At 70.8% G+C, this 22,238-nt stretch carries 22 protein-coding genes, 1 tRNA gene and 1 other RNA gene; 12 read left to right on the top strand and 12 right to left on the bottom strand.

Annotation, left to right across the window (positions count from 1 at the left end; genetic code table 11):
• Window positions 1-88: 88 nt before the first annotated feature.
• Window positions 89-1,090: a glycoside hydrolase family 76 protein gene (locus tag AC792_RS07195; protein WP_049829873.1), complete on the top strand. Its 1,002-nt coding sequence runs from the start codon at window positions 89-91 to the stop codon at window positions 1,088-1,090.
• Here AC792_RS07195 and AC792_RS07190 read toward each other — a convergent pair.
• Window positions 1,066-1,713: a YdeI/OmpD-associated family protein gene (locus AC792_RS07190; RefSeq protein ID WP_049829872.1), complete on the bottom strand. Its 648-nt coding sequence runs from the start codon at window positions 1,711-1,713 to the stop codon at window positions 1,066-1,068. The two genes, AC792_RS07195 and AC792_RS07190, sit on opposite strands and share 25 nt — an antisense overlap.
• Before the next feature lie 155 nt (window positions 1,714-1,868).
• On the opposite strand from AC792_RS07190, the gene AC792_RS07185 reads away from it, so the two are divergent.
• The 6 genes from AC792_RS07185 to AC792_RS07160 all read left to right on the top strand — a co-directional run bounded on the left by AC792_RS07185 (window position 1,869) and on the right by AC792_RS07160 (window position 6,991).
• On the top strand, window positions 1,869-2,615 hold the full coding sequence (locus AC792_RS07185; protein ID WP_049829871.1) for a VOC family protein: 747 nt from the start codon (window positions 1,869-1,871) through the stop codon (window positions 2,613-2,615).
• Between the two features lie 85 nt (window positions 2,616-2,700).
• The gene (locus AC792_RS07180; protein WP_049829870.1) at window positions 2,701-3,240 is read left to right on the top strand and encodes an NUDIX hydrolase family protein; all 540 of its coding nucleotides are present in this window, start codon (window positions 2,701-2,703) and stop codon (window positions 3,238-3,240) included.
• Window positions 3,241-3,358: 118 nt separating this feature from the next.
• Window positions 3,359-4,213, top strand: coding sequence for a DUF6707 family protein (locus AC792_RS07175; protein WP_152916078.1), 855 nt, complete (start codon window positions 3,359-3,361; stop codon window positions 4,211-4,213).
• Between the two features lie 58 nt (window positions 4,214-4,271).
• On the top strand, window positions 4,272-5,528 hold the full coding sequence (gene tgt, locus AC792_RS07170; protein ID WP_049829868.1) for a tRNA guanosine(34) transglycosylase Tgt: 1,257 nt from the start codon (window positions 4,272-4,274) through the stop codon (window positions 5,526-5,528).
• Window positions 5,529-5,557: 29 nt separating this feature from the next.
• The gene (locus AC792_RS07165; protein ID WP_049829867.1) at window positions 5,558-6,067 is read left to right on the top strand and encodes a hypothetical protein; all 510 of its coding nucleotides are present in this window, start codon (window positions 5,558-5,560) and stop codon (window positions 6,065-6,067) included.
• A 99-nt stretch (window positions 6,068-6,166) separates the two neighbouring features.
• Window positions 6,167-6,991 carry a hydroxymethylpyrimidine/phosphomethylpyrimidine kinase gene (locus AC792_RS07160; protein ID WP_049829866.1) on the top strand — a complete coding sequence of 275 codons (825 nt, stop codon included), beginning with the start codon at window positions 6,167-6,169 and terminating at the stop codon, window positions 6,989-6,991.
• A 52-nt stretch (window positions 6,992-7,043) separates the two neighbouring features.
• Here the strand turns inward: AC792_RS07160 and AC792_RS07155 are convergent, their stop codons facing one another.
• From AC792_RS07155 to AC792_RS07115, 9 genes are all read right to left on the bottom strand, one after another.
• Window positions 7,044-7,793, bottom strand: a complete 750-nt coding sequence (locus AC792_RS07155) for an LmeA family phospholipid-binding protein (RefSeq protein WP_235436443.1) — start codon at window positions 7,791-7,793, stop codon at window positions 7,044-7,046.
• Entirely contained in the window at window positions 7,790-8,476 is a 687-nt protein-coding gene (locus tag AC792_RS07150; RefSeq protein ID WP_049829865.1) for a LytR C-terminal domain-containing protein, read from the bottom strand. Before AC792_RS07150 ends, AC792_RS07155 begins: the two co-directional genes overlap by 4 nt.
• Window positions 8,469-8,768 carry a type II toxin-antitoxin system VapB family antitoxin gene (locus AC792_RS07145; RefSeq protein ID WP_049829864.1) on the bottom strand — a complete coding sequence of 100 codons (300 nt, stop codon included), beginning with the start codon at window positions 8,766-8,768 and terminating at the stop codon, window positions 8,469-8,471. The genes AC792_RS07150 and AC792_RS07145 overlap by 8 nt, the downstream gene beginning before the upstream one ends.
• 109 nt (window positions 8,769-8,877) lie before the next feature.
• Entirely contained in the window at window positions 8,878-9,261 is a 384-nt protein-coding gene (rbsD, locus tag AC792_RS07140) for a D-ribose pyranase (RefSeq protein WP_049829863.1), read from the bottom strand.
• The gene (locus AC792_RS07135; RefSeq protein WP_049829862.1) at window positions 9,258-10,199 is read right to left on the bottom strand and encodes a ribokinase; all 942 of its coding nucleotides are present in this window, start codon (window positions 10,197-10,199) and stop codon (window positions 9,258-9,260) included. The genes rbsD and AC792_RS07135 overlap by 4 nt, the downstream gene beginning before the upstream one ends.
• Window positions 10,196-11,149 carry a substrate-binding domain-containing protein gene (locus AC792_RS07130; protein WP_049829861.1) on the bottom strand — a complete coding sequence of 318 codons (954 nt, stop codon included), beginning with the start codon at window positions 11,147-11,149 and terminating at the stop codon, window positions 10,196-10,198. The genes AC792_RS07135 and AC792_RS07130 overlap by 4 nt, the downstream gene beginning before the upstream one ends.
• A 58-nt stretch (window positions 11,150-11,207) precedes the next feature.
• Window positions 11,208-12,185: an ABC transporter permease gene (locus AC792_RS07125; protein WP_049829860.1), complete on the bottom strand. Its 978-nt coding sequence runs from the start codon at window positions 12,183-12,185 to the stop codon at window positions 11,208-11,210.
• On the bottom strand, window positions 12,182-13,711 hold the full coding sequence (locus AC792_RS07120; RefSeq protein ID WP_049829859.1) for a sugar ABC transporter ATP-binding protein: 1,530 nt from the start codon (window positions 13,709-13,711) through the stop codon (window positions 12,182-12,184). Before AC792_RS07120 ends, AC792_RS07125 begins: the two co-directional genes overlap by 4 nt.
• Window positions 13,708-14,712, bottom strand: coding sequence for a LacI family DNA-binding transcriptional regulator (locus AC792_RS07115; protein WP_235436439.1), 1,005 nt, complete (start codon window positions 14,710-14,712; stop codon window positions 13,708-13,710). Before AC792_RS07115 ends, AC792_RS07120 begins: the two co-directional genes overlap by 4 nt.
• A 134-nt stretch (window positions 14,713-14,846) precedes the next feature.
• On the opposite strand from AC792_RS07115, the gene AC792_RS07110 reads away from it, so the two are divergent.
• A complete protein-coding gene (locus tag AC792_RS07110) occupies window positions 14,847-15,767 on the top strand; it encodes a hypothetical protein (protein WP_049829857.1) in 921 nt (306 codons plus the stop codon).
• A gap of 58 nt (window positions 15,768-15,825) precedes the next feature.
• Here AC792_RS07110 and AC792_RS07105 read toward each other — a convergent pair whose 3' ends face one another.
• Complete coding sequence (locus AC792_RS07105; protein WP_049829856.1) at window positions 15,826-16,329, bottom strand: glutathione peroxidase; 504 nt, start codon at window positions 16,327-16,329, stop codon at window positions 15,826-15,828.
• A gap of 143 nt (window positions 16,330-16,472) precedes the next feature.
• Here AC792_RS07105 and AC792_RS07100 point away from each other — a divergent pair, with 143 nt between their 5' ends.
• Window positions 16,473-17,372: an oxygenase MpaB family protein gene (locus AC792_RS07100; RefSeq protein ID WP_049829855.1), complete on the top strand. Its 900-nt coding sequence runs from the start codon at window positions 16,473-16,475 to the stop codon at window positions 17,370-17,372.
• Window positions 17,373-17,418: 46 nt separating this feature from the next.
• Here AC792_RS07100 and AC792_RS07095 read toward each other — a convergent pair.
• Window positions 17,419-17,503: transfer RNA gene (locus tag AC792_RS07095), tRNA-Ser, on the bottom strand.
• 111 nt (window positions 17,504-17,614) lie between these two features.
• On the opposite strand from AC792_RS07095, the gene ffs reads away from it, so the two are divergent.
• From ffs to AC792_RS07085, 3 genes are all read left to right on the top strand, one after another.
• Window positions 17,615-17,711: signal recognition particle sRNA small type (gene ffs / locus AC792_RS16350), an RNA gene on the top strand.
• A gap of 26 nt (window positions 17,712-17,737) precedes the next feature.
• Entirely contained in the window at window positions 17,738-18,691 is a 954-nt protein-coding gene (gene gluQRS / locus AC792_RS07090) for a tRNA glutamyl-Q(34) synthetase GluQRS (RefSeq protein ID WP_049829854.1), read from the top strand.
• A complete protein-coding gene (locus AC792_RS07085) occupies window positions 18,688-22,128 on the top strand; it encodes a DNA polymerase III subunit gamma and tau (protein WP_082177546.1) in 3,441 nt (1,146 codons plus the stop codon). Before gluQRS ends, AC792_RS07085 begins: the two co-directional genes overlap by 4 nt.
• The last annotated feature ends 110 nt before the right edge of the window (window positions 22,129-22,238 follow it).

Here is a 22,238-nt window from a genome sequence, read left to right as displayed (position 1 = left end):
GTGACGTGGCGCACTGCGCACCCGATGCCGGTCCGGCCGTGCATCCTGCTCGGTCCGCCGGGCATCCATCGTGGCTAGGGTGGGTGATATGCCCACTCCCGATTCCGCTGCGGCGACGGCCGCGGCGAGTGTGCGGCGGCTCTTCGCCCGGCGCGCCCGTCATGTCCCCGGCACCAGGCTGGCCGCGATCGCCCACCCGGCGCCGCGGGGACCGCAGCTGCACTGGCACTACTGGTGGCAGGCGCACTACCTCGACTGCCTGCTGGACGAGCACCTCCGGGACCCTGCCGGGCACGCCCTGGTCGAGGCCGAGGAGCTGGCGCGCGGCATCTGGCTGCGGAACGGGGCGCGCTGGCGGAACTCCTACTACGACGACATGGCGTGGCTGGCCCTGGCCCTCCAGCGGCTGGACGCGCTGGCGGAACGGCCGCCGCGACGCGGGGTGCGGGTCCTCGGGGCTGCCCTCGGATCCGCGCACACGGGCGAGCTCGGCGGTGGCGTCTACTGGAACACGCGGCGCGACTACAAGAACACGGCCACCACGGCGCCGTCGGCCCTGTTCTTCGCCCGGGCGGGCGACACCGTCCGCGCCCAGCAGCTGGTCGACTGGCTGCAGGACCGGCTGCAGGATCCCGTGACCGGTCTCTACGGCGACGGCGTGAAGGCGGACGAACGGATCGAGCACGCGGTGTACACGTACAACCAGGGCACGGTGCTGGGCGCGCTCGTGGCGACCGGCGGCCCGGAGAACCTGGCCCGGGCGGGCGCCCTGGTCCACGCCGTGGCCCGCCACCTCGCCGACGCGGACGGCGTGCTGCCGCTGGACCACCGGGGCGACGGCGGGCTCTTCACCGGGATCCTCGCGCGGTACCTGGCCGTCGCGGCGTCAGCACCCGGCCTGAACGGATCCGCCGCTGCGACGGCGCGTGCCCTGCTCGGTGCGACGGCGGACCACCTCTGGGCCGGGCGCGTCCCCGCGGAGCACGGGGCCACCCTGTTCCCGCCGCACCAGGAGGGTCCCGTCAGCCTGTCCTCCCAGCTGCAGTCCTGGATGGTCCTGGAGGCCTACCGGGCGGCGGGGCCCGACTGATCGCCGTCGCCCCGCGGTGATCTTGTGCTCCGCGTCCGTCCCGGGCCCTGCGGATGGAGTGTCTCGCCGCGGGCGAGCATGGCCACGAACTTCGCGATGTTCCGCTCCCTGGCCGCCGGCGTCCGCAGCTGCCCCAGCCGGAAGATCATCGCGTAGCGGTTCTGCGAGGACAGCGTGCGGAACATGTCCGACGCCACGCGGTCGGCCTCGATGGCGGCCAGGAGATCCGCCGGGACCTCCGCGGTGGCCTGCCCTGCATAGGCCCGCTCCCACCGGCCGTCCGCCTGCGCGGCGGCGACGGCCTGCTCGCCGGCCTCGCGCATGCGGCCCTCCGCGCGCAGCCGGTCCACGTGCGTCCGGTTGCGGATGGACCACATGCTGCGCGGGCCCCGCGGCGTGAAGCGCTGAAGGTAGCTGGCGGCGTCGCGGGGCTTCGCCTGGCCGTCGATCCAGCCGAAGCACAGCGCCTCGTCGAGTGCCTGCGCGTAGGTCAGCGCCGTGACGGCACCGCCCTTCTTGTGCTCCACCAGCCAGACCCCCGGCGACACCGCGTGGTTCCCCTCGAGCCAGTGCCGCCAGGCGTCGGCATCCGGGAGCAGGAGTTCGGGGAGCTCGGCCTTCATGGCGTCACCCTACGCCGCACGGGGCACGCGCACGAGGTGTCCGGCCAGGGGAAGGTGGAGGCTCCGCTACCGTGGGACGGCGATGCCGTGGAGCCGGTCGAACGGGTGCACGGCGCCCAACCCCATGCCTCCGTGCCCACCCGAAGGAGAACCCGATGCTCCGCGTGCATCCCGCCATCCGGACCTCCGATCTTCCGCGGGCGGCCGCGTTCCTCCGGGCCCTGGGACTCCGGCCGGCGGAGGACCCGGCACCGACGCCGTCCACCGTGGTGTTCGACGCCGGGCACGGCCGCGTCACGCTGCACACCGGACCTGTCGGTGACGCCCCTGGCACCGTCGGGGAGGGCACCACCGACCTCGCGTTCGACGTCGGCGACGTCCGCGAGTTCGCCCGCCGCACCAACGAGGCCGGCACCCTCACGGAGATCTCCGGTGAGGGTGCCGGGCTCACTGCATGGGTGGACACTCCGGACGGCACCACCTTCCCCGCCGCGGTGGGACCACGGGACACGGGGGCGCCCGCCTCGCCCCTGACGGTCGTGGCCCGCTGGCGCACCGCGGACCCCGACGACGCCCGCCGGGTCCTCGAGGACATCGGCGCGAAGCCCCATCACAGCCGGGGCGGAGGGCACCGGTACCGGTACCGGGCCAAGAACGGCGGACTGGTCACCGTAGAGGCAGGGCAGACAGGGCAGGACGACGCCCCGTCCGACCGGGTCACGGTGGATCTCGCGTTCGAGTACGACGGCGATGTGCGCGAGCTGCTGGGGGACCTCGCCGCCGTCGGGAGCGGGCCGGTGAGCGTCGAGGACCGCACCGGCCGGTCGCTCCGCGTGGACACCCCCTGGGGTACGGCTCTCGGCATCCACCAGCGGCAGCCGGATGACACCACCGCACCCTGATCCGGGGCGTACACCGGATTCAGCCAGGGGCCGAAGAACCGGGCGCGGCGTCGTCCTGCCCGGGTGTCTGCTATAAAACTGGGATATGAACGTTCGCACCCCTGACCCCAATCCCGGCTGGCTCTCCGAGGACGATCTCTACGAGGCCCGCCGCCGCCTGCCCATGGTGTACGTGGAGGCGATCCCCGTGCGGTGCGACTCCCTCGGGTACGTCAACGAGGTGGGGCTGCTCCTGCAGGGCAACGACCAGGGCGAGATGATGCGCACCTTCGTCTCCGGCCGCGTGATGTACCGCGAGACCATCCGGGCGGCCCTCCTCAGGCACCTCGAGAAGGACCTCGGGCCCATGGCCCTGCCGCAGCTCTCGCCCTCCCCGCTGCCGTTCACCATCGCCGAGTACTTCCCCTCCCCCTCGGAGACCGGTCTCACGGACGACCGCCAGCACGCCGTCGCCCTCGCCTACCTGGTCCCCGTGACCGGTGAGTGCGCCCCCCGCCAGGACGCCCTCGAACTGTCCTGGCTGACACCCGCCGAGGCACTCAGCCCCGGCATCCAGGCCGAGTTCTCGGGCGGCCGCGGGGACGTGCTGCGTCAGGCCCTCGCCCACGCCGGATGGGGTCGCTGATCCTGCGGAGCACGGCCCCCGGGCTCCTGCCGTAAGGTTCTACAGGCGCGCTGGGGTCGCGGGAACGCATTTCGGGGCTACGGGCAGGAACGGCACAGCGGACATGGTGGTGAACAGGATGGACAGGACAGGGTTGCGCGCCGTCCCGGCGGAGGTACTGGCCGTCGGTGACGTCCTCGCGCTCCCGGGGGCGGACGATCCCGCCGAGGTCACCGCGGTGGAGGTGCGTCCCGACGACTTCGGCGTCCCCGCCCTCGTGGGCGCCACCGCGGCCGAGGGCCGCAGCGTCTCCATCGCCACGGGCTCCATGGTGTACGTGGAACCGGCCGACGCTGGGCTCGGCGCCTCCGCCGTCGCGGCGGACCACGGCTCGCCCGAGGCCCTGGGGGCGCAGATCGCGCAGGCCCACCCGGACAGCGCCGCCGTCCAGGACACCGCCGCGCGCCTGGCCCGTGGCAGCAATCTGAAGTCCGGCAGCAACCTCCAGGACCTCCACCAGCTGGCTTCCGCACTGTTCATCGACGAGGGTGACGCCGCAGCCGCGCTCACCGTCGCCGGTCTCCTGGCGGAGCTCCCGTTCGACGGCAACTTCGGCCGGTGGAAGTGGATCGAGGGCGGCCTCGCGCTCGCCGCGTACCTCACCCGGCACGACGCCGAGCGCTCCGCCCGGTACTCCGCCGCCCTGCGCGTGGCGGACGACGCCGAGACGGACCCGCTGCGCGCCAAGACGGCGGCGATGTACCGGCAGCGCCAGCTCAACGAACCGAACGTGTACGACCCGGAGATCCTGCGGGCCTCCGCAGCGGGCAAGCCGGCTGCGGAACGCGACTGGCGGGTCCTGCGGATCGGCGTCCTGCTGTACCTGCGGGCGCACGGGGGTTCCCAGACGCTGAACCGGGAGGTCCTGGAGCGCCGGATCGCCGCCGAGCTCGCCGCCGTCGCCTCGTTGAACGAGCAGCTCACCGACTCCTGATCCCCCGCTGATCCGCTCGTGATCGATCGGCCCGGCGGCGGGCTGGCAGGATGGGCGCATGCCCTCCACCTCCCAGGATCCTGCGTTCTCCTTCTCGGTCGGCAGCCGCCTCGAGGACACCACGCCCGCCACGGGCACGCATCGTCATGGGCGCACCGGCACCATCAGCACGCCCCACGGCGAGATCCGGACCCCCGCCTTCATCCCCGTGGGCACCAAGGCGTCGGTCAAGGCCGTGCTGCCGGGCGCCATGGCGGACCTGGGCGCGCAGGCGCTGCTGGCCAACGCGTACCACCTCTACCTGCAGCCCGGGCCGGACGTGCTCGACGAGGCCGGAGGTCTCGGCGCGTTCATGAACTGGTCGGGCCCCACGTTCACCGATTCGGGCGGCTTCCAGGTGATGAGCCTCGGGGCGGGCTTCAAGAAGGTCATCTCCATGGACGTCCCCGTGGACACCGGGCTGGCCGGCGCCGACGACCGCGTGGCGGCGGGCAAGGAGCGCCTGGCCCACATCGACGACGACGGCGTCTGGTTCACCTCCCACCTCAACGGTGACCGCCACCGCTTCAGCCCCGAGATCTCCATGCAGGTGCAGCACCGGCTCGGCGCGGACATCATGTTCGCCTTCGACGAGCTCACCACCCTCATGAACTCGCGCGGCTACCAGGAGGAGTCCCTCGAGCGGACGCGGCTCTGGGCGCTGCGCTGCATCGCCGAGCACCGGCGGCTCACCCGGGAACGCAGCCACCGCCCGTACCAGGCGCTGTTCGGCGTGATCCAGGGAGCGCAGTACGAGGACCTCCGCCGGAAGGCCTCCGCCGATCTCGGCGCCATGGAGTTCGACGGCTTCGGGATCGGCGGCGCCCTGGAGAAGGAGAACCTCGGCACGATCCTCGCCTGGTGCAGCGACGAGCTCCCCGAGGACAAGCCGCGGCACCTCCTCGGCATCTCGGAGCCGGACGACCTCTTCACCGGGATCGAGAACGGGGCCGACACGTTCGACTGCGTCTCCCCCACCCGGGTGGCCCGGAACTCCGCGTTCTACACTCCGGACGGCCGGTGGAACCTCTCCAACGCGCGCTTCAAACGGGACTTCACCCCGCTGATGGAGGGGTGCGACTGCTACACCTGCACCAGCTACACCCGTGCCTACATCCACCACCTGTTCAAGGCCAAGGAGATGGTCTCCGCCACGCTGATCTCCATCCACAACGAGCGCTTCGTGGTGCGGATGGTCGACGACGCCCGCCGCGCCATCGAGGACGGCACGTTCTCCGAGCTGAAGGCGGAGGTCCTCGGCCGGTACTACGGTTGAGGATCGGACGCACTCGGGAAGGAGCCATCGTGCCGGAAGGTCGAGGACACCATCCAGCCGACCCGCGGGGCGGGAACCTGACCGGCCGGTACACCCCGGACGACGTCGGTGCGGCGGCACCGCGCTCCGTCATCACCTTCGGGCCCTGCGCCGTCCTGGTCGGGTTCCTCGTGGGCGTGATCGTCCTGGCGCTCGCCTTCGCCTTCAGTGCGGGCCTCACCCTCGACGCCCTCGCCTGGGACGACGTCCCGGCGGTGATCGGGGCCTTCTTCCTGATCCTCTGGTGGGGCATGATCGTCGGGATCTTCACGGGGCTCCCCCTCGGCATCGTGCTCGGGCTCCTCCTGCTCCGGGTGCGGCACCAGTGGATCCATGTCGCCGTGTTCTTCACCGGCTTCGCAGGAGCAGCTCTCGGGGTCCTCCCTGCCGTCATGGTCTCCTCGGTGGTGAGCAGCGTTCCCGCCGCACTGGTGGTCGGGGGCGCGGGCGCACTGGCCCGTGCCAGCGTGTGGAGACTGGTCCGCGTGCGGGGAGCCTGAGCGATTCACCGCCCTACCCCATCCCGGGGCCTGCGGTGAAGGCTGTTCCGGCGTCGTCCGAAGTGGCTGCCGTGCAACCCGTTCGGGCACACTAGGAGGATGTCCGAGAACCAGCTGCACGCCTCCCCCGCCGTCACCCTCACCATCGCAGGATCCGAGGCCACCGGCGGCGCCGGCGCCCAGGTGGACCTCAAGACCTTCCAGGAACTCGGCGTCTACGGCATCGCCGCCCTGACGTGCATCGTGTCCTTCGACCCGAAGGACTCCTGGCAGCACCGCTTCGTCCCCGTGGACCAGCAGGTGATCGCCGATCAACTCGAAGCCATCCAGTCCTGCTACGCACTGGGCACGGTGAAGCTGGGCATGCTCGGCACCCCCGCCACGATCGACACCGTGGCGGCAGCGCTGAAGAGCCAGGCGTGGGACAACGTGGTGCTGGACCCCGTGCTGATCTGCAAGGGGCAGGAGCCGGGGGCCGCACTGGACACGGACCAGGCCCTGAAGGCGAACATCCTGCCGCTGGCCACCTTCGTGACCCCCAACCACTTCGAGGCCGAATCCCTCTCCGGCACCAGTATCGACTCGCTCGAGGACCTGAAGGAGGCGGCCCGCATCATCCACCGGCAGAGCGGCGCCGTGGTGCTCGCCAAGGGCGGCGTGCGGATCGACGGCCCCGACGCCGTGGACGTCTTCTTCGACGGCGAGACCCTCGAGGTCCTCACCGCCCCGAAGGTCGGCGAGGTGGCCGTCAGCGGTGCCGGCTGCACCCTGGCCGCGGCGATCACCGCGGAGCTCGCCAAGGGAGCCACCCCGTTGGAGGCCGCGCGCGCGGCCAAGCAGTTCGTCACCGAGGGGATCCGGAACCGGGTCTCCTCGAACGCACCGTTCGACGCCGTGTGGCAGGGCGGCGGACGCACCTCCTAGGCAGGCGCAGCCCGGGCCGCCGTGCCGGCGGTCTCGGGCTGGATGCACCGGGTCACCGGCCGAGAGGCACGTCCTCACCCTGCAGCTCCACGCGGAAGCCGTCCTCCTGCACCGTGACATCCTGCAGCACCAGGCCGTCGGGCAGGCCCTCCACCTCGTGCTCGATGGTCACGAGGCCGCGGACCACGGCGGCCGTGGCGTCGGAGAGGAACGCGGGACCGCCGACATCGATGGAGCGCGGCACCACCACGAGCCGGCCGTCCGCCACCTCCACCGACCCCTCGGCGACGACGCGGATCTCCCGTCCGAGCGCCTCCACGGTGCGGACCACCCGCGCCCGGCCCTCGCCGGCTGCACTGACCACGCTGCCGTCGTCGAGCTCTGCGGCCACGACGTCGAACGGGACGGTGGCGTCCACCGTGAGGAACCCGGACCTCAGTTCGTCAGGGCCCGACACCACGTCCTGTCCCACGGCGCGGACGTCGCGGAGGGTGGTGCCCGAGGTGACCACGGTCCCGGCGTCGAGCTCGAGCTCCGCGAACCACACCCGGCCCTCCTCGAGTCCGGCGGGAGGTGATGCTCCTGCCGTCGGAGGGTCGGCGGACACCGACGGCCCTGCTGCAGCGGGACTTCCGGCGGGTTCGCTCACTACCCACCAGAGCACCGCCAGGGCCAGCACCATGGCCAGGAGCATCCCGAGCGCGCCGATCAGCCGGTCCTTCGCGCGCGTCCGCTCCGTGCCGCCGGTCCGCGGTGCGGTGCGCGCACCGACGGGTCCTTCCGGGAAGCCGCCCGAGCTCATCCCGCCTCAGGCGCCTCGGTGGAATCCTCGTCCTCGGCGCAGGTCAGCCCGGCCGGCGTGATGTCGAGGCCCTCCTCGGGCACCACGCCGTCGTACCCGGACCCCAGGATCACGTCCACCGACCGGTCGTCGCGATCGTCGGAGCGGTAGGTGGTGCCGGGGAGGTTGCGCTGCAGCGTGAAGGCATTCGCACGGCCCGCCTCGCCGGAGACGATCTCCGCGATCATGGCCGTGGTCGGGGCCTCCCGGTTGCCGATGGTCCGCACGGCGAAGGCACGTTCGCGCAGCTGACCTGCCGCCGTACCGGCGAGCCCGTCGATGGTGGTGCTGTTGAAGACGTCCACGGTGATGCTGCTCGGGTCCTGGTAGTCGAACGGCCCGGCAGGGCACTCCTCCGCGGCCGCCGAGGGATCGGGGGACCCGGCAGTCTCGAGGAACTCCAGCCGGATCTCGCCGCGCGTAACACCCAGCGCCACGTACCCGGCCGCGCCGAGCAGTCCCACCAGGAGTGCGAGGACGATGCCGTGGAGGATGCGGCGGCGCTTGGTGCGCCGCCGGTCCACGACGTCGTCCTGGAAGACCGCACCGAGGTCCGTCTCCGTGACGATGTGGTGGCCGTGCCACTCGATCGGATCACGTTTGGCCCTCGCCCGACGCTGGCGTGGCGTCTCCTGCTCAGTCATCGAGCACGAGCACCCTGGCGTGCAGGATGGTGCGCTGGTGGAGTGCGGTCCGGACGGCACGGTGCAGGCCGTCCTCGAGGTAGAGGGCGCTCTTCCACTGCACCACGTGGGGGAAGAGGTCACCGAAGAAGGTGGAGTCCTCGGCCAGGAGCGCTTCGAGGTCCAGGGTGGTCTTGGTGGTCACGAGTTCATCCAGCCGCACCTGCCGTGGTGGCACTTCCGCCCAGTCCTTGGGGGTCACGTGTCCGTGGTCCGGGTAGGGCCTGCCGTCGCTCACTGCTTTGAAGATCACTGCTACAGCCTAGGTAATCGCAGCACTCAATGGAACGCGGCCCCGTTGAGCCCGTCATCTCGTGGCCGAATGGTTACGGGTTGCCGGTGGGCCGAGGTGTCATCGGAGCTCAGAAGTCGACGCCGCAACGCAGGATCACATTCGCGTACGGGGTTGCCTCCCCCGTGCGTACGATCACCTGCACGCCGGACAGCATCCTCTTGAGCTCTTCGTGAGAGATCGAGCTCGGGGTGAGACCCGCAGAGTCCATCCACTCCTCGACGATGCTGCCAGTGACTTCTCGGGCAGCCATCGCCCCCTCCACGACGATTTCGTCGAGTACAGCAGCCAGGACATCCGGGAAGGACGGGATGCCACGCACCAGCGAGAGGTCGATGACCGGCACCGAGGCCGGCAACGGCAGACCGCAGTCGGCAATCGCTACGAGGTGACCGTGGCCGAGGGCGGCCAGCGCTCCGCTCAAGGGAGCATTGATGATGCCTGCCTTCTTCACCGCGAAGCCTCCTCATGGTCGTCGGTGAGTACCTCGGGAAGCTCGTCCGCAGGAGTGGGGTACGAGGGCTGGGCACCCGGGTACTGGACCGCGTAGGACCCCACGCGAACGGCGAAGCGGACGGCGTCCTCGAGGGCGTCGGCCGCCACGAGGCGCGCAGCGAGCGCGCCGACGAAGGCATCGCCGGCTCCCGTGGTGTCCACGGCGGTCACCCGCGGCGCGGGGACGTGCCGCACGGGTCCGCCGTCGGACATCAGTGCTCCCTCACCGCCGAGCGTCATCACCACGGACGCGAAGCCCGAGGCGAGCAGTGCGGTCACCACCGCCTCATGATCGGGGCGCTTCGCACCCCCGAACTGTGCGAGGACCAGTTCGCCCTCGTGCTCGTTGACCACGAGGGGATCGGCACGCAGGAGCGCCTCGCGGTCCAATTCCATGACGGGGGCGAGATTCACGATCACCCGGCCGGCTGCCGCACGAACGGCGGCGGCGGTGGCCGGGGCCGACAGCTCACCCTGCACCACGACGACGGCGGCGTCCCGGATGGCGTCCGCCGACGCCGCCACGACGTCCGGGGTCACCTCCGTGTTGGCACCGGACAGCACCACGATGGTGTTCTCGCCGTCGTCGGAGACCTCCACGATCGCCACCCCGGTGCTGCCGTCCGCCCGCCGGACCGCTCGGAGGTCTGCCCCCGCCGCATGCAGCCCGGACAGTGCGGTTTCGGCGTACGCGTCGTCCCCCACGGCCCCGACCATGGTGACGTCCGCGCCGAGCAGCGCCGCGGCCACGGCCTGATTGGCGCCCTTGCCGCCGGGCAGTACCGTCAAGGTCCGGCCCAGCACGGTCTCACCCGGCCGTGGGTGACGCTCCAGGGTCACCACGAGATCCGCATTGATGGACCCGACCACGACGATGCCCGGCGACGGGACGCTCATCCGGCGAAGTCCGCGACGTTCTCGGTGGTGACCGTGGTGACCGGTACGGGGATGGAGCTCTCGACCGTCTCCTCGTCGAGCAGTTGGACGAGCACCTCCCCCGAACGCTTGCCCAGCGCGGCCGGCTGCTGCGCCCCCGGGGCGGGCAGCGTCCCCGCCGCGACCGCGGCCAGTCCATCCGCCGTACCGTCGAACCCGACCACCTTGACGTCATCACCCGCACGGGCGCCGAGCGCCTGGATGGCACCGAGCGCCATCTCGTCGTTCTCCGCGAACACCCCGGTGGCGTCCGGGTGTGCCTGCAGGAGGTTCGTGGCGACATTCAGTGCTTCGGCGCGGTCGAAGTTCGCCGTCTGCTGTGCCACGATCTCGATGTCCGGGTAGGCGGCGAGGCCCTCCGTGAAACCGGCTCCGCGGTCGCGGCTCGCCGAGGTCCCGGCCACCCCCTGCAGGACGATCACCGTGCCCTGCTCACCCATGGCCGCTGCGAGCTCGTCGGCCGCCTGGCGGCCACCCGCCACGTTGTCGCTGGAAACCAGGGACTGCACCTCGGCCCCGTTCACCGCGCGGTCCACGGCGACGACGGGCGTGCCGTCCGCCACCAGGGGAGCGACCGATGCCGCCGCGGCATCTGAATCCACCGGGTTGATGATCACGCCGTCGGTCCCGCTGGTCGCCGCAGTGGCCAACTGGTTGGTCTGCGTGGCGGAATCGTTCTGGGCGTCCACGATGTTCAGCTCGACGCCGGCGGTGTCCGCTGCTTCCTGGGCGCCGTCGCGCAGTTCCACGAAGAAGGGGTTGTTCAGTGTTGACACGGCGAGGGTGACACTACGGTCCTCGGCGGCAGCGTCACCGGTGCCACCGGTGTCACGGTTGCAAGCCGTGGCGCTGAGCAGGAGAGCGAGTGACATCGTGACGGCCGCGGCCTTGGAGGTGGAGGAGAACTTCATCGTCGGATCCTTCGGTTGGTTGGTACAGGTTCGTGTCGGTGGAGATGGGAGGAGAGGGCTAGTGGCTGCCACTCTTGCGGCGGAGGGAATCGATACCGACGGCGAGCGCGATGACCAGACCGATCACCACCTGCTGCCAGAAGGACGAGACGTTGAGGAGGTTGAGACCGTTGCGGATGACCACGAGGACCAGGGCGCCGATCAGGGTGCCGCTGATCCTCCCCACCCCGCCGGCGAGGGAGGCACCACCGATCACGACGGCGGCGATCGCATCCAGTTCGTAGCCGGCGGCGGCCTGCGGCTGTGCCGAGTCCAACCGGCCGGAGAGCAGCAGACCGGCGAGCGCCGCGAAGAGCCCCGACAGGGCGAAGACGATGACGAGGACACGGCGCACGGGAATGCCGGAAAGGCGTGCAGCCTCGGTGTTACCGCCGACGGCGTACATGTAGCGCCCCGTCACGGTGTAGTTGAGGATCAGCGCCGCCACGATTCCCGCGATCACGAGCACCACGATGGGCATCGGGACACCGGCCACGGTGCTGCCGAGGAAGGAGACGGTGGGGGCGGTGGCGATCGGCCGTCCGTCGGAGAGCACGAGCGTGAGCCCGCGAGCCACACTGAGCATGGCGAGGGTGGCGATGAACGAGGGCAGGCGGCCGAAGGCGACGGCGAAGCCGCTGACGGCACCGGCCAGCGCACCAACCAGGAGCCCGCCGATCAGGGCGAGCCAGCCGGGTAGCGCCGCGGTGCTGAACATGTAGGCGGAACCCATGGCGCTCAGGGCCGCCACGGACCCGACGGAGAGGTCGATCCCTCCGGCCACGATCACGAAGGTCAGCCCGAACGCCAGGACGGCGATGACGGAAGCCTGGATGCCGATGTTCAGCAGGTTGGGCCCGGTGAGGAAGTCGGGGGTGGCGATGAAGAGGGCGAGCCCCAGGACCAGGAGCCCCACGAGCGCTCCGTTGTTCGCAAGGAACGTGGTGATCCTCGCCCTACCCGAGGTGGTGGGCTTCCTGACAGCTACGGTGTTCATGCTTCGTCCTTCATCTGCTGGTCCTCGAGATCCCTCTGCACGTCGCGGACGGCGAGGGACATGACGGCGTCCTGGGTTGCGTCGGTGGCGTCGAGCTCACCGGAGATGTGGCCACCACTCATCACGAGGATGCGGTCGGCCATCCCGAGCACTTCGGGGAGTTCACTGGAGACCATCACCACGGCTCCCCCTGCCGCTGTGATGGCGTTGATCAGTTCGTAGATCTCGACCTTCGCCCCGACGTCCACCCCGCGGGTGGGTTCGTCGAGCAGCAGGACGGAGGACTCGGCGAGGATCCACCGCGCGAAGACCGCCTTCTGCTGGTTGCCGCCGGACAAGCTGCCCACGGGTTGGTCGAGGTCCCGCATGCGGATCCGGAGGGTGTCCGCGACACCCTGGGCGCGTGAACGCTGCCCGGCGAAGTCCACCACGCCGGCCCTCGCCGTCGAGGCGAGGGTCGCGTACCCGATGTTGTCGTTCACGCTTGCCCCGAGGACGAGTCCCTGCACCTTGCGATCCTCCGGGACGTGGCCCACGCCCGCGCGGATGGCTGCTCCGACGTCGAGTCTCGGCAGGTCCTTGCCCCTGACCTGCACGGTCCCGGACAGGTACGGGTCCACCCCTGCGATGGCGCGGACCACTTCCGTGCGTCCCGCACCCACGAGACCGGCCAGAGCCACCACCTCACCGGCACGGGCCTCGAACGAGACGTCGTTCACCATGCCCTTCGTGGAGAGGTTCTGCACGGAGAGCAGCGTGTCCGGCGGGCCCTGGTACTCGCGCCGCCTCGGGAACTGCTGGGCGATGTCCCTACCCACCATGAGCCGGACCAACTCGTCCTCATGGGTGGTCGCGGGCACCTCGGCCACGAACGATCCGTCCCGCAGCACGGACACCGAATCACCGATGGCGGCGATCTCGTCGAGGTGGTGCGAGATGAAGATCATGCCGACATCCTGCTGACGCAGATCCTCGACGACACCGAACAGCGCGGCGATCTCACGTTTGGTCAGGGCTGCGGTCGGTTCGTCGAGGATGAGCATGCGTGCGTCCATGCTGAGTGCCTTCGCGATCTCGACGAGCTGCTGACGGGCGATGCCGAGCTCGCCGACGTGCTGGTCCACGTCGAGGTCGAGGCCGATGAGTGCCAGTGCCGCCCGGGCATCGGCCCTCATGCGGCGGCGATCCACGAGACCGAACCGCTTCGGCATACGGCCCATCGAGATGTTCTCGGCGATGCTCATCGACCCCACGAGGTTGAGCTCCTGGTGGATGGTCGCGATACCGAGGTTCTCGGAGGCTTTCGTGTCCGGTAGCGTGACCTCCTTCCCGTCCACGAGGATCCGGCCACCGTCGGGCTGGTAGACGCCCGCCATCATCTTGATGAGGGTGGACTTCCCGGCACCGTTCTCGCCGAGGAGCACCTGCACCTTCCCCGGGTACACGTCCACGGAGACGTCGTCGATCACCGTGACGGGACCGAAGGATTTGCTGACGTTCTCCAGCGAGAGGATGGGTGTGCTCATGCGCCGGTTCCTTCCGGGAGTTCTGGGGTGGAGCCGCGCCGGATCAGGCGGCTGGGAAGAACCCGAGACGTGGCGGGCTCGCCCGTGATGACCTGCATCAGCATGTCGACGGCCCCCGTGCCCATGGCGTCGACGTCGGACGCGATCACGGTGAGGGCCGGGTTGAGGAGTGTGAATGCCTCGATGTCGTCGTAGCCGACGAAGGCGATGTCGCTCCCGATGGCGAGTCCACGCTCGTTGCAGACGCTGATCGCCCCGATGGACATGAGACTGTCCGCGGCGAGAAGCGCCGTGGGCACCTCCGGGAGGTTCAGCAGCGTGTGTGCTCCGGCCGCTCCGCTGGCGGCCTGGAAGTCACCGATGTACACGAGGTCGCTCGAGAGTTCCGCCGGGGACCCGGCGAGAGCCTCCTTGTATGCCTGCAACCGTTCGCGTCCCGTGGAAGTGGATTGAGGGCCGGCGATGTATCCGATGCGTCGATGACCGCGGGCGATGAGATGCTCGACGGCCTCCCGGATCCCCGTGCGGTTGTCCGGACTGATGCTCGGGACGTCCGCGCCCTCGATCACACGGTCCACGAAGACCGTGGGCAGCCCGCTGCCCAGGATGCCCTCGAGACCCGCGCGATCCCCCTGCGGTGCGGCGATGAGCCCGTCCACGCGCTGCGAGAGCATGACGTCGAAGTACCGGTCCTGCTGCTCGGAGCTCTCGTTGGCGTTGCCGAAGACCGTGACATATCCAGCCTCGCTGGCTCGTTGCTCCACGGCATGCGCGAGATCAGCGAAGAAGGGGTTCCTGATGTCCGGGAGGAGCAGCCCGATGGTCTGGGTGCTGGTCCTCCGGAGCGATCGCGCCTGCGCGTTCGGGCGGAATCCGAGCCCTGTGGCGGCCTGCTCCACGGCGGTGCGTGCAGCGGACGACGTACTGGGGTGACCGGACAGGACGCGGGATGCGGTCGCAACGGAGACACCTGCCTTCTCGGCGACATCCTTGATCGTCACTGACCGCACATTGCTCCCTACGCCATTGTGGAATCGATTCCATGGAATCGATTCCACAAGTATGGGGCGAATCACACGAACCGTCAACCGACCCGGAATGGGTCCCCGGAGGCCTGCCGGAACATAATGGGTCCATGCCTACGGATGCCCCGATCGACCTGCTCCCCGATTCCCCCGCTCTGCCTCCCACCACCGAGGGGAAACCCGTCCAGGGCCTGCTGCTGGACGTCGACGGGCCGGTGGCGAGCCCGGTCACGCGCACCGTCCCCGCCGGCATCATCGCCGATCTGCTGACCCTCGCGGCGGCCGGGTGGCCCGTGGTGTTCAACACCGGGAGGTCCGACGCCTTCATCCGGGATCAGGTCATGACACCCATGCTCGCGGCCGGCATCCCGGACGGTGTGACCTTCCACGCGGTGTGCGAGAAGGGCGCCACCTGGTTCTCCTTCACCTCCGACGGCGCGGGCGAGGTCTTCGTGGACCGGGAGCTGGCGCTGCCCACGAGCTTCGGTGACGACGTCCGGGACCTCGTGGAGGAGAAGTACGCGGACCTCATGTTCTTCGACGAGACCAAGCTGGCGATGGTGTCGGTGGAGCAGCAGCTCACTGCCACGAACGCCGACTACCTCGCGGGCCAGCGAGGCTTCGACGACGACGCCCTGGACATCCTCCACAGCCACGACATGGGCGCCTGCAGGCTGGACCGCGAGGAGCCCGACAGCAACGGGGACATCGAGTACCGGGTGGACCCCACCATCATCTCCACGGACATCGAGTCGGTCCGGGTGGGCAAGGACCTCGGTGCCAAGCGGGCCCTCACCCTGGTGGCCCCGCTCATGGACCCGCCGCACACCTGGCGGACGGTGGGCGATTCACGCACGGACTACGCGATGGCCGACTACCTGCACGAGCAGGGGTTCGACGTCGCCCACGTGGACGTGCGCCCGGCCGACGGCGTCCCGGTGAAACCCTACGAGGTCCTCACCGAGGGGAACCTGGTCCACGAGGAGGCCGGGGCGGAGTTCCTCGCCCGCTGCGTCGCGCTCCTGGACTAGCGCTGCCGCACCAGGAGTGCGGGGTCCCGTCCCGCCGCGGATGGTCCGACGACGTGCGTCACCCGGCGGGAGCCTCGAGCGCCTGCTCGATCGCGGCGATCACCTCGGGGGCGTCCGGTTCCACGGTGGGGGCGAAGCGTGCCATCACCTTGCCGTCGCGGCCCACGAGGAACTTCTCGAAGTTCCACTTCACGAGCCCGGGAAGCACGCCGTTCTTGAACTGCGTCAGCTCCCCGTACAGCGGGTGCTGGTCCTTCCCGCGCACATCCCCCTTGGCCAGGAGGGGGAAGCTCACGCCGAAGGTGGTGGAGCAGAACTCGGCGATGTCGGCGTCGTTCCCGGGTTCCTGCCCCATGAACTGGTTGCACGGCATCCCGAGCACCACCAGACCGCGCTCCGCGTACTTCCCGTACAGCTCCTCCAGCCCGGCGTACTGCGGCGTGAAGCCGCACTTGGAGGCCACGTTGACCACCAGCACCGGCTTGCCGCGGTAGTCGCCGAAGGACCCGCCGCTGCCGTCGTTCATGGTCAGGTCGATCTCGTACAGGGGTGACGATGACATGGGGTCTCCGCGGTCGATGGGACGTCTCCTGCTCGACCCTACTCCGACCGGGCATCCGGCGGAGCAAACCGGCCACCGGGTTCGTTGGGAACAGGGACGGCCCCGTCCCGGGGCCACCGGATCATCGACAGGACGGCCACCGCATGGGCATGATCGCCACGTGGAAGACGCAGCTCCGCACCACCTTCACCGACGGCGATCCGGCGATCCCGCAGTGGCAGTACGAGTTCGAGAAGGGCGACGACGCCGGGTACTTCGCCGTCGACTCCGCCGTCTGGACCGTCCACAGCTCCATGACCCCCACGGTGGCCGGCATCCGCGCCCTCCTGCTGCAGGCGCTGCACCCCGGTGCCATGGCCGGCGTCCACGCCCACTCGAGTTTCCGCGAGGAACCCCTCGGCCGCCTCGCCAACACCATCCGGTGGATCTTCACCGTGACCTACGGCTCGAAGGTGGCGGCGAAGAAGGGGTCCGCGTTCGTGCAGCATCTCCACACCCGGGTGCACGGCACCTACGTGGACGCTCGCGGGCAGGAGAAGCCCTACGCCGCCTCGGATCCCGACCTGCTGCGCTGGGTGCACCTCGCGTTCACGGACGCGTTCGTCGCAGCACACCATGCCTACGGCGGATCCATCCCGGGCGGGGTGGACCGCTACGTCGCCGAGTGGTCGCACGCCGGAGAGCTCATGGGGATCGAGGACCCACCGCGGTCCGAGGCCGAGCTACGCGTACAACTCGCCGCGTTCGACGCCGAGCTCAGGGACAGCGAGCAGGTGCAGGAGGTACTCACCTACATCCGCCGCCCGCCGCTCCCGCGCTCGCAGCGGCTCGGGTACAGGATCCTGTTCGCAGGGGCGGTGGCCACGCTCGAGCCCCGGCACCGTGAGCTGCTCGGCCTGAAGGTGCCGTCGCTGGGTCCCGTCCCACTGCCCATCCGCACCGCCGTCCGCCTGGTGCTCGGTGTCATCCGGTTGGGCCTGGGACCGGAGGGTCCTGCGGAGACCGCGGCGAAGAACCGGATCCGGCGGGTGAGTGCCCAATGAGAAGAGGGACCCTCGGCCGGAGCAGGGGTCCCTCTTCTCATTGCAGCGGAGGATGGGGGATTTGAACCCCCGAGGGCGTTAACCCAACACGCGTTCCAGGCGTGCGCCATAGGCCGCTAGGCGAATCCTCCTGATGTGGAGCAGATACCAGAGTACCCATGCAACCCGATTCTGCCGAATCGGTCCCCGAGGCGGAGGTCCAGTCGATTCAGGAGCCACCCGCCCGTCTGTGTACACTGGTCCTCGGCCCCTCATGTGGTGTCATCCTGTTGAACTCCCCCAGGACCGGAAGGTAGCAAGGGTAAGCGGGCTCTGGCAGGTGCATGGGGGGTCTCAACTTTTTAAGGACGGGTGGGAGGTCGGGGATGACGCACCGAGGCGCCGGCCGCTTCGCCCCGACCCCGTCCGGGCAGCTCCACCTCGGCAATCTCCGCACCGCCGTGCTCGCCTGGCTCTTCGCCCGCTCCACCGGACGCCGTTTCCTCATCCGCGTGGAGGACCTCGACCGCGTGCGCGCGGGCGCCGAGGCGGAGCATCTCGCCGAACTGGCCGCGCTGGGGCTGACCCCCGATTCACCCGTGACCCGCCAGAGTGAGCAGGGCGAACGGTACGACCGGGCCCTGGACCACCTCCGCGGGCGCGGCCTGGTGTACGAGTGCTTCTGCACCCGCCGTGACGTCGCGGAGGCGGCGAGCGCGCCCCATGCACGCACCGGGTTCTACCCGGGCACCTGCCGTGACTTGGACGAGGGTGAACGGGAACGACGTCGGGCCCTGCGCGCCCCGGCCCTGCGCCTGCGCTCCGGCGTGGACTCCTGGAGCGTCACGGACCTGCTCGCGGGGAGGACCGAGGGTCCCGTGGACGATCTGGTGCTCCGGCGGAACGACGGCGTGATCGCCTACAACCTCGCGGTGGTGGTGGACGACGCCGCGGACGGCATCGACCAGGTGGTCCGTGGGGACGATCTGCTGGACTCCGCTCCGCGGCAGGCCCACCTCGCCTCGCTGCTGGGACTGCCCGCCCCGGCCTACGCGCACGTGCCCCTGGCCGTCACCGGGAGCGGGCGTCGCCTCGCGAAACGGGACGGCGCGGTGACCCTCGAGGACCTCGCCGCACTCGGCCGCACTGCGCCGGAAGTGCTGGAGCTGCTCCTGACCTCCCTCGGACTGCCCGGCAGCTCGCTGGAGGACGCGCTGGCGGTGTTCGCCCCGGATGCCCTGCCGCAGATCCCCTGGGTGGTCGATCCTGCCGTCCTGTCCTCCACCCCCGCCCCACCGGCATGCAATCCATCAGTACCAACCGATAAGGTTTCCCCGTGAGTACAGCCCTCTACCGCCGCTACCGTCCCGAGACCTTCGCGGACGTCATCGGTCAGGAGCACGTCACCTCCCCCCTGATGGCGGCGATCGACAAGAACCGCATCAACCACGCCTATCTCTTCTCCGGTCCGCGCGGGTGCGGCAAGACCACCTCGGCCCGCATCCTGGCCCGTTGCCTCAACTGTGCACAGGGCCCCACCTCCACCCCGTGCGGTGTCTGCGACAGCTGCGTGGAGCTCGCCCGCAACGGCTCCGGCAGCCTCGACGTCATCGAGATCGACGCCGCCAGCCACGGCGGCGTGGACGACGCCCGCGATCTGCGCGAGCGGGCCACCTTCGCCCCGGTGCGCGACCGCTTCAAGATCTTCATCATCGACGAGGCCCACATGGTCACGTCCGCCGGGTTCAACGCCCTGCTGAAGATCGTGGAGGAGCCGCCCGAGCACATCCTCTTCATCTTCGCGACCACGGAGCCGGACAAGGTGATCGGCACCATCCGCTCCCGCACGCACCACTACCCGTTCCGCCTGGTGCCCCCGGAGCCGCTCATGGCGTACCTGGAGCAACTCTGCCACCAGGAGGACGTACCGGTGGCACCGGGCGTGCTCTCCCTCGTGATCCGCGCCGGAGGCGGCTCGGTGCGTGACTCCCTGTCCGTCCTGGACCAGCTCATGGCCGGCGCGGGCGAGAACGGCCTGGACTACGAACTCGCGGTGTCCCTCCTCGGCTACACGCACGCCACGCTCCTCGACGACGTCGTCGACTCCATGGCGGCGGACGATGCCGGTACGGTGTTCAACGCCGTGGACCGCGTGATCCAGACCGGGCACGATCCCCGGCGCTTCGTGGAGGACCTCCTGGAGCGCTTCCGCGACCTGATCGTCATCAACGCGGTACCCGAGGGCGCCACCTCGATCCTCCGGGGGATCCCGGAGGACCAGCTGAACCGCATGCGCACCCAGGCGAACCAGCTCGGTGCAGGCGAGCTGCCCCGGGCCGCCGATGTCACCAACGCCGCCCTCACCGAGATGACCGGCGCCCCCTCCCCCCGGCTCCACCTGGAACTGCTGTGCGCCCGGCTCCTGCTCCCGGCGGCCGATGCCAGCGAGCGGGGCACCCTGGCGCGGGTGGACCGCATCGAGCGGCGCCTGGAGTACGCCGGAGGCACTCCCTCCGGAACCGGTGCGGCAGAGACGGCGGAGACCCCGCAGACACCGGCGCGGCCACGTCTGGACGTCCCGCGGAACGCCGAGGAGGCGGCCGCCAGATGGGCGCTCCCGACGACCGGCGCCGCCGACTCCGCCACGAGTGCCCCCTCGGCCACCCGCCCGGGTTCCGACGCGTCCGCCGCGGACTCCTCCCCGGACTGGGGTGGGAGTTGGGGGCTCTCCACGGACTCCGCCTTCGCCGAGCCCGCATCGCCGGCGCAGCCGCCACCCGCCACGGGGACCACACCCGGGAGCCCCGCACAGCAGTCGGGTCCGGCAGCGGCCCGTGGTGAGGAGCCCGGACGCGGTGCAGCCGACGCCGCCCGGCACCCCTCCGGGGAGTCCACCGAGCCTGCATCCGCCCCGTGGTCCGGGAGCGAGCCCGGCTCCCCCTCCGAACCCGATGCCGCATGGTCCTCCACGGAGGATCCCGCCGCGGAGGCCCGTGGCGACGGACGGCAGGACCGGGGAGCTCCCGCCGAGCGGACCGAGGACCGGCCGGGCGCGCCGGCGGAGACTCAGCGGACCGACGGACGGCCTGACCCTGCCGGACAGCAGGGGCAGCAGGGTGGTGCACCGCGTCCTCCGGAGACCGGACACGGAGCCGAACCGCAGCCGCAGTCCGCTGCTTCGGGCGGCAACATCGAGATGGTCCGCAGGGCATGGCCGGAGATCATGGACGAGGTGGCCAAGATCAAGCGGGCCACCTGGCTGATCGTCAACGTGTCCGCGAAACCGCGTTCGTTCGAGGGCAACCAGCTGGTGCTGTCCTTCGTCAACCAGGGCAACGCGATCGGCTTCCAGCGGGGGCCGCACATGGACAACCTGAGACAGGCCATCCACACGGTGCTCGGTCTCACCTGTTCCATCGAGGCCATGCACGACGCCGGCGGGTCGGGTGAGTCGGGCCCAAAAGTACCGGCTAGCTCACCGGCCCGGGACAGCATCCCGGGCACCACCTCCACTCTGCCCCCCACACGGGAGCCGTCGGCACCGGGGCCTGCGACCTCGTCCCCGACGATGCAGCCGGAGGCCGATCCGCAACGCGGCCGGGAGGACTCCCCGATCGGACGCGCACCTGCTGCTCCTGCACCGCACGGGGCCGGCACCTGGGCAGTACCCGCCGAGCAGCGCAGGGTGGCGCACGTGGGGAATGCGCCGGTGACCCGCGCGGAGAATCCGCGGCACTCCAAGGCAGGCGGCCCCTCCGTCCCCCAGGATCCGGACAACGGGGCGACGGCCGATCAGGCTCCGGACAACGAGGCTCCGGAGCCGTTGTCCACCCCCGCCCCGGAGGATCGCGTGGCGGACATCCCCGCCCCGGGTGCTCCTCGCCCCCAGGCGCCGAAGCCGGGGAGCCGGCCCTCGGCGGGGCGCGGCCCCACAGGTACGGGTGAGGCGGGTGCGGCGGAGGCTGCGCCCGAGGCCGTCAGCGCCTGGAACCCGTCCATGTCCGACGACTCCTGGGCCCTCGTGGAACCCCCCGAGGAGGCCTTCGACCCAGGACCGGGATGGGAACCGGCACCGCAGGATCCCGCCGAGCGCCGCCCGGCAGACGGCGGACCGGGCGCCCGCCACGGCCCGACGCGGGCTCCCTCGCACCAGGCCTCCTCGCGGAACCCGGGCGACCGTCGGCAGGATGGGCATCGCTCCGAGGGGACCCAGCAGGCGCGCCGGGAGGGGGGGCACGGGGACGCAGCGGCACAGCAGGGACCCGCCACCCGTGGGGACGGTCCACGCGGTGGGGCTCCTCGGGCACAGCCCGGAACACCGGCTGCACCGGCGCCCGGGAGGACGCAGGGGGGTCCACCGGTCGCGGCCGACCAGCCGGCGCCACGTTCCTCGCGCTCGGTGATCTGGAGCCCCGACACCGACGACGCCGGCAGCGGTCCGCAGACACCGGTGGGGACGACCGCGCCACCGACTCGGCCCGTAGCCCCGGGAACGGACCTCCCGGGGAGGGACGGCGCAGGTGCCGAAGCGTCCGGTCCTGTCGGCGATGCGCCGAGGAAGCCGGGCAGCCGGTACCAGCAGCTCCTCGACGAGGCGGAACGCGCCCGTGCGGAGGAGGCGGCGGCCGCTCGGGGCGTCGTCGACCTCCGGTACGTGGAGGACGAGCCGAGCGCCGACGACGAGACCCTCGAGGACTCCGGGCTCGTGGGGCGCACGGCGATCGAACGGATCCTCAACGGGCGGCTGATCGAGGAGCGGGGCGTCGACGGCCGGTGATCCTCTTCGCCCTGGGAGGAGCGCCGGCGCCTCGCGCAGCGCCGGGCCGCCGTAGGGCGGACAATGGAGGGGACACTTCTCCGCCGGCCGGACCGGGCGGAGCCGGCGCC

Source organism: Arthrobacter sp. RIT-PI-e (genome assembly GCF_001187915.1).
Classification (GTDB): Bacteria; Actinomycetota; Actinomycetes; order Actinomycetales; family Micrococcaceae; genus Arthrobacter_D.
This window is presented reverse-complemented; position numbering and strand designations above follow the sequence as displayed.

What these genes read in the sequence shown, in the direction of transcription:
- AC792_RS07195 (WP_049829873.1), top strand. Translation starts at nt 89, where the DNA reads ATGCCCACTCCCGATTCCGCTGCGGCGACGGCCGCGGCGAGTGTGCGG.
- AC792_RS07190 (WP_049829872.1), bottom strand. Translation starts at nt 1,713, where the DNA reads ATGAAGGCCGAGCTCCCCGAACTCCTGCTCCCGGATGCCGACGCCTGG.
- AC792_RS07185 (WP_049829871.1), top strand. Translation starts at nt 1,869, where the DNA reads ATGCTCCGCGTGCATCCCGCCATCCGGACCTCCGATCTTCCGCGGGCG.
- AC792_RS07180 (WP_049829870.1), top strand. Translation starts at nt 2,701, where the DNA reads ATGAACGTTCGCACCCCTGACCCCAATCCCGGCTGGCTCTCCGAGGAC.
- AC792_RS07175 (WP_152916078.1), top strand. Translation starts at nt 3,359, where the DNA reads ATGGACAGGACAGGGTTGCGCGCCGTCCCGGCGGAGGTACTGGCCGTC.
- tgt (WP_049829868.1), top strand. Translation starts at nt 4,272, where the DNA reads ATGCCCTCCACCTCCCAGGATCCTGCGTTCTCCTTCTCGGTCGGCAGC.
- AC792_RS07160 (WP_049829866.1), top strand. Translation starts at nt 6,167, where the DNA reads ATGTCCGAGAACCAGCTGCACGCCTCCCCCGCCGTCACCCTCACCATC.
- AC792_RS07155 (WP_235436443.1), bottom strand. Translation starts at nt 7,793, where the DNA reads ATGAGCTCGGGCGGCTTCCCGGAAGGACCCGTCGGTGCGCGCACCGCA.
- AC792_RS07150 (WP_049829865.1), bottom strand. Translation starts at nt 8,476, where the DNA reads ATGACTGAGCAGGAGACGCCACGCCAGCGTCGGGCGAGGGCCAAACGT.
- AC792_RS07135 (WP_049829862.1), bottom strand. Translation starts at nt 10,199, where the DNA reads ATGAGCGTCCCGTCGCCGGGCATCGTCGTGGTCGGGTCCATCAATGCG.
- AC792_RS07130 (WP_049829861.1), bottom strand. Translation starts at nt 11,149, where the DNA reads ATGAAGTTCTCCTCCACCTCCAAGGCCGCGGCCGTCACGATGTCACTC.
- AC792_RS07125 (WP_049829860.1), bottom strand. Translation starts at nt 12,185, where the DNA reads ATGAACACCGTAGCTGTCAGGAAGCCCACCACCTCGGGTAGGGCGAGG.
- AC792_RS07120 (WP_049829859.1), bottom strand. Translation starts at nt 13,711, where the DNA reads ATGAGCACACCCATCCTCTCGCTGGAGAACGTCAGCAAATCCTTCGGT.
- AC792_RS07110 (WP_049829857.1), top strand. Translation starts at nt 14,847, where the DNA reads ATGCCTACGGATGCCCCGATCGACCTGCTCCCCGATTCCCCCGCTCTG.
- AC792_RS07105 (WP_049829856.1), bottom strand. Translation starts at nt 16,329, where the DNA reads ATGTCATCGTCACCCCTGTACGAGATCGACCTGACCATGAACGACGGC.
- AC792_RS07100 (WP_049829855.1), top strand. Translation starts at nt 16,473, where the DNA reads ATGGGCATGATCGCCACGTGGAAGACGCAGCTCCGCACCACCTTCACC.
- gluQRS (WP_049829854.1), top strand. Translation starts at nt 17,738, where the DNA reads ATGACGCACCGAGGCGCCGGCCGCTTCGCCCCGACCCCGTCCGGGCAG.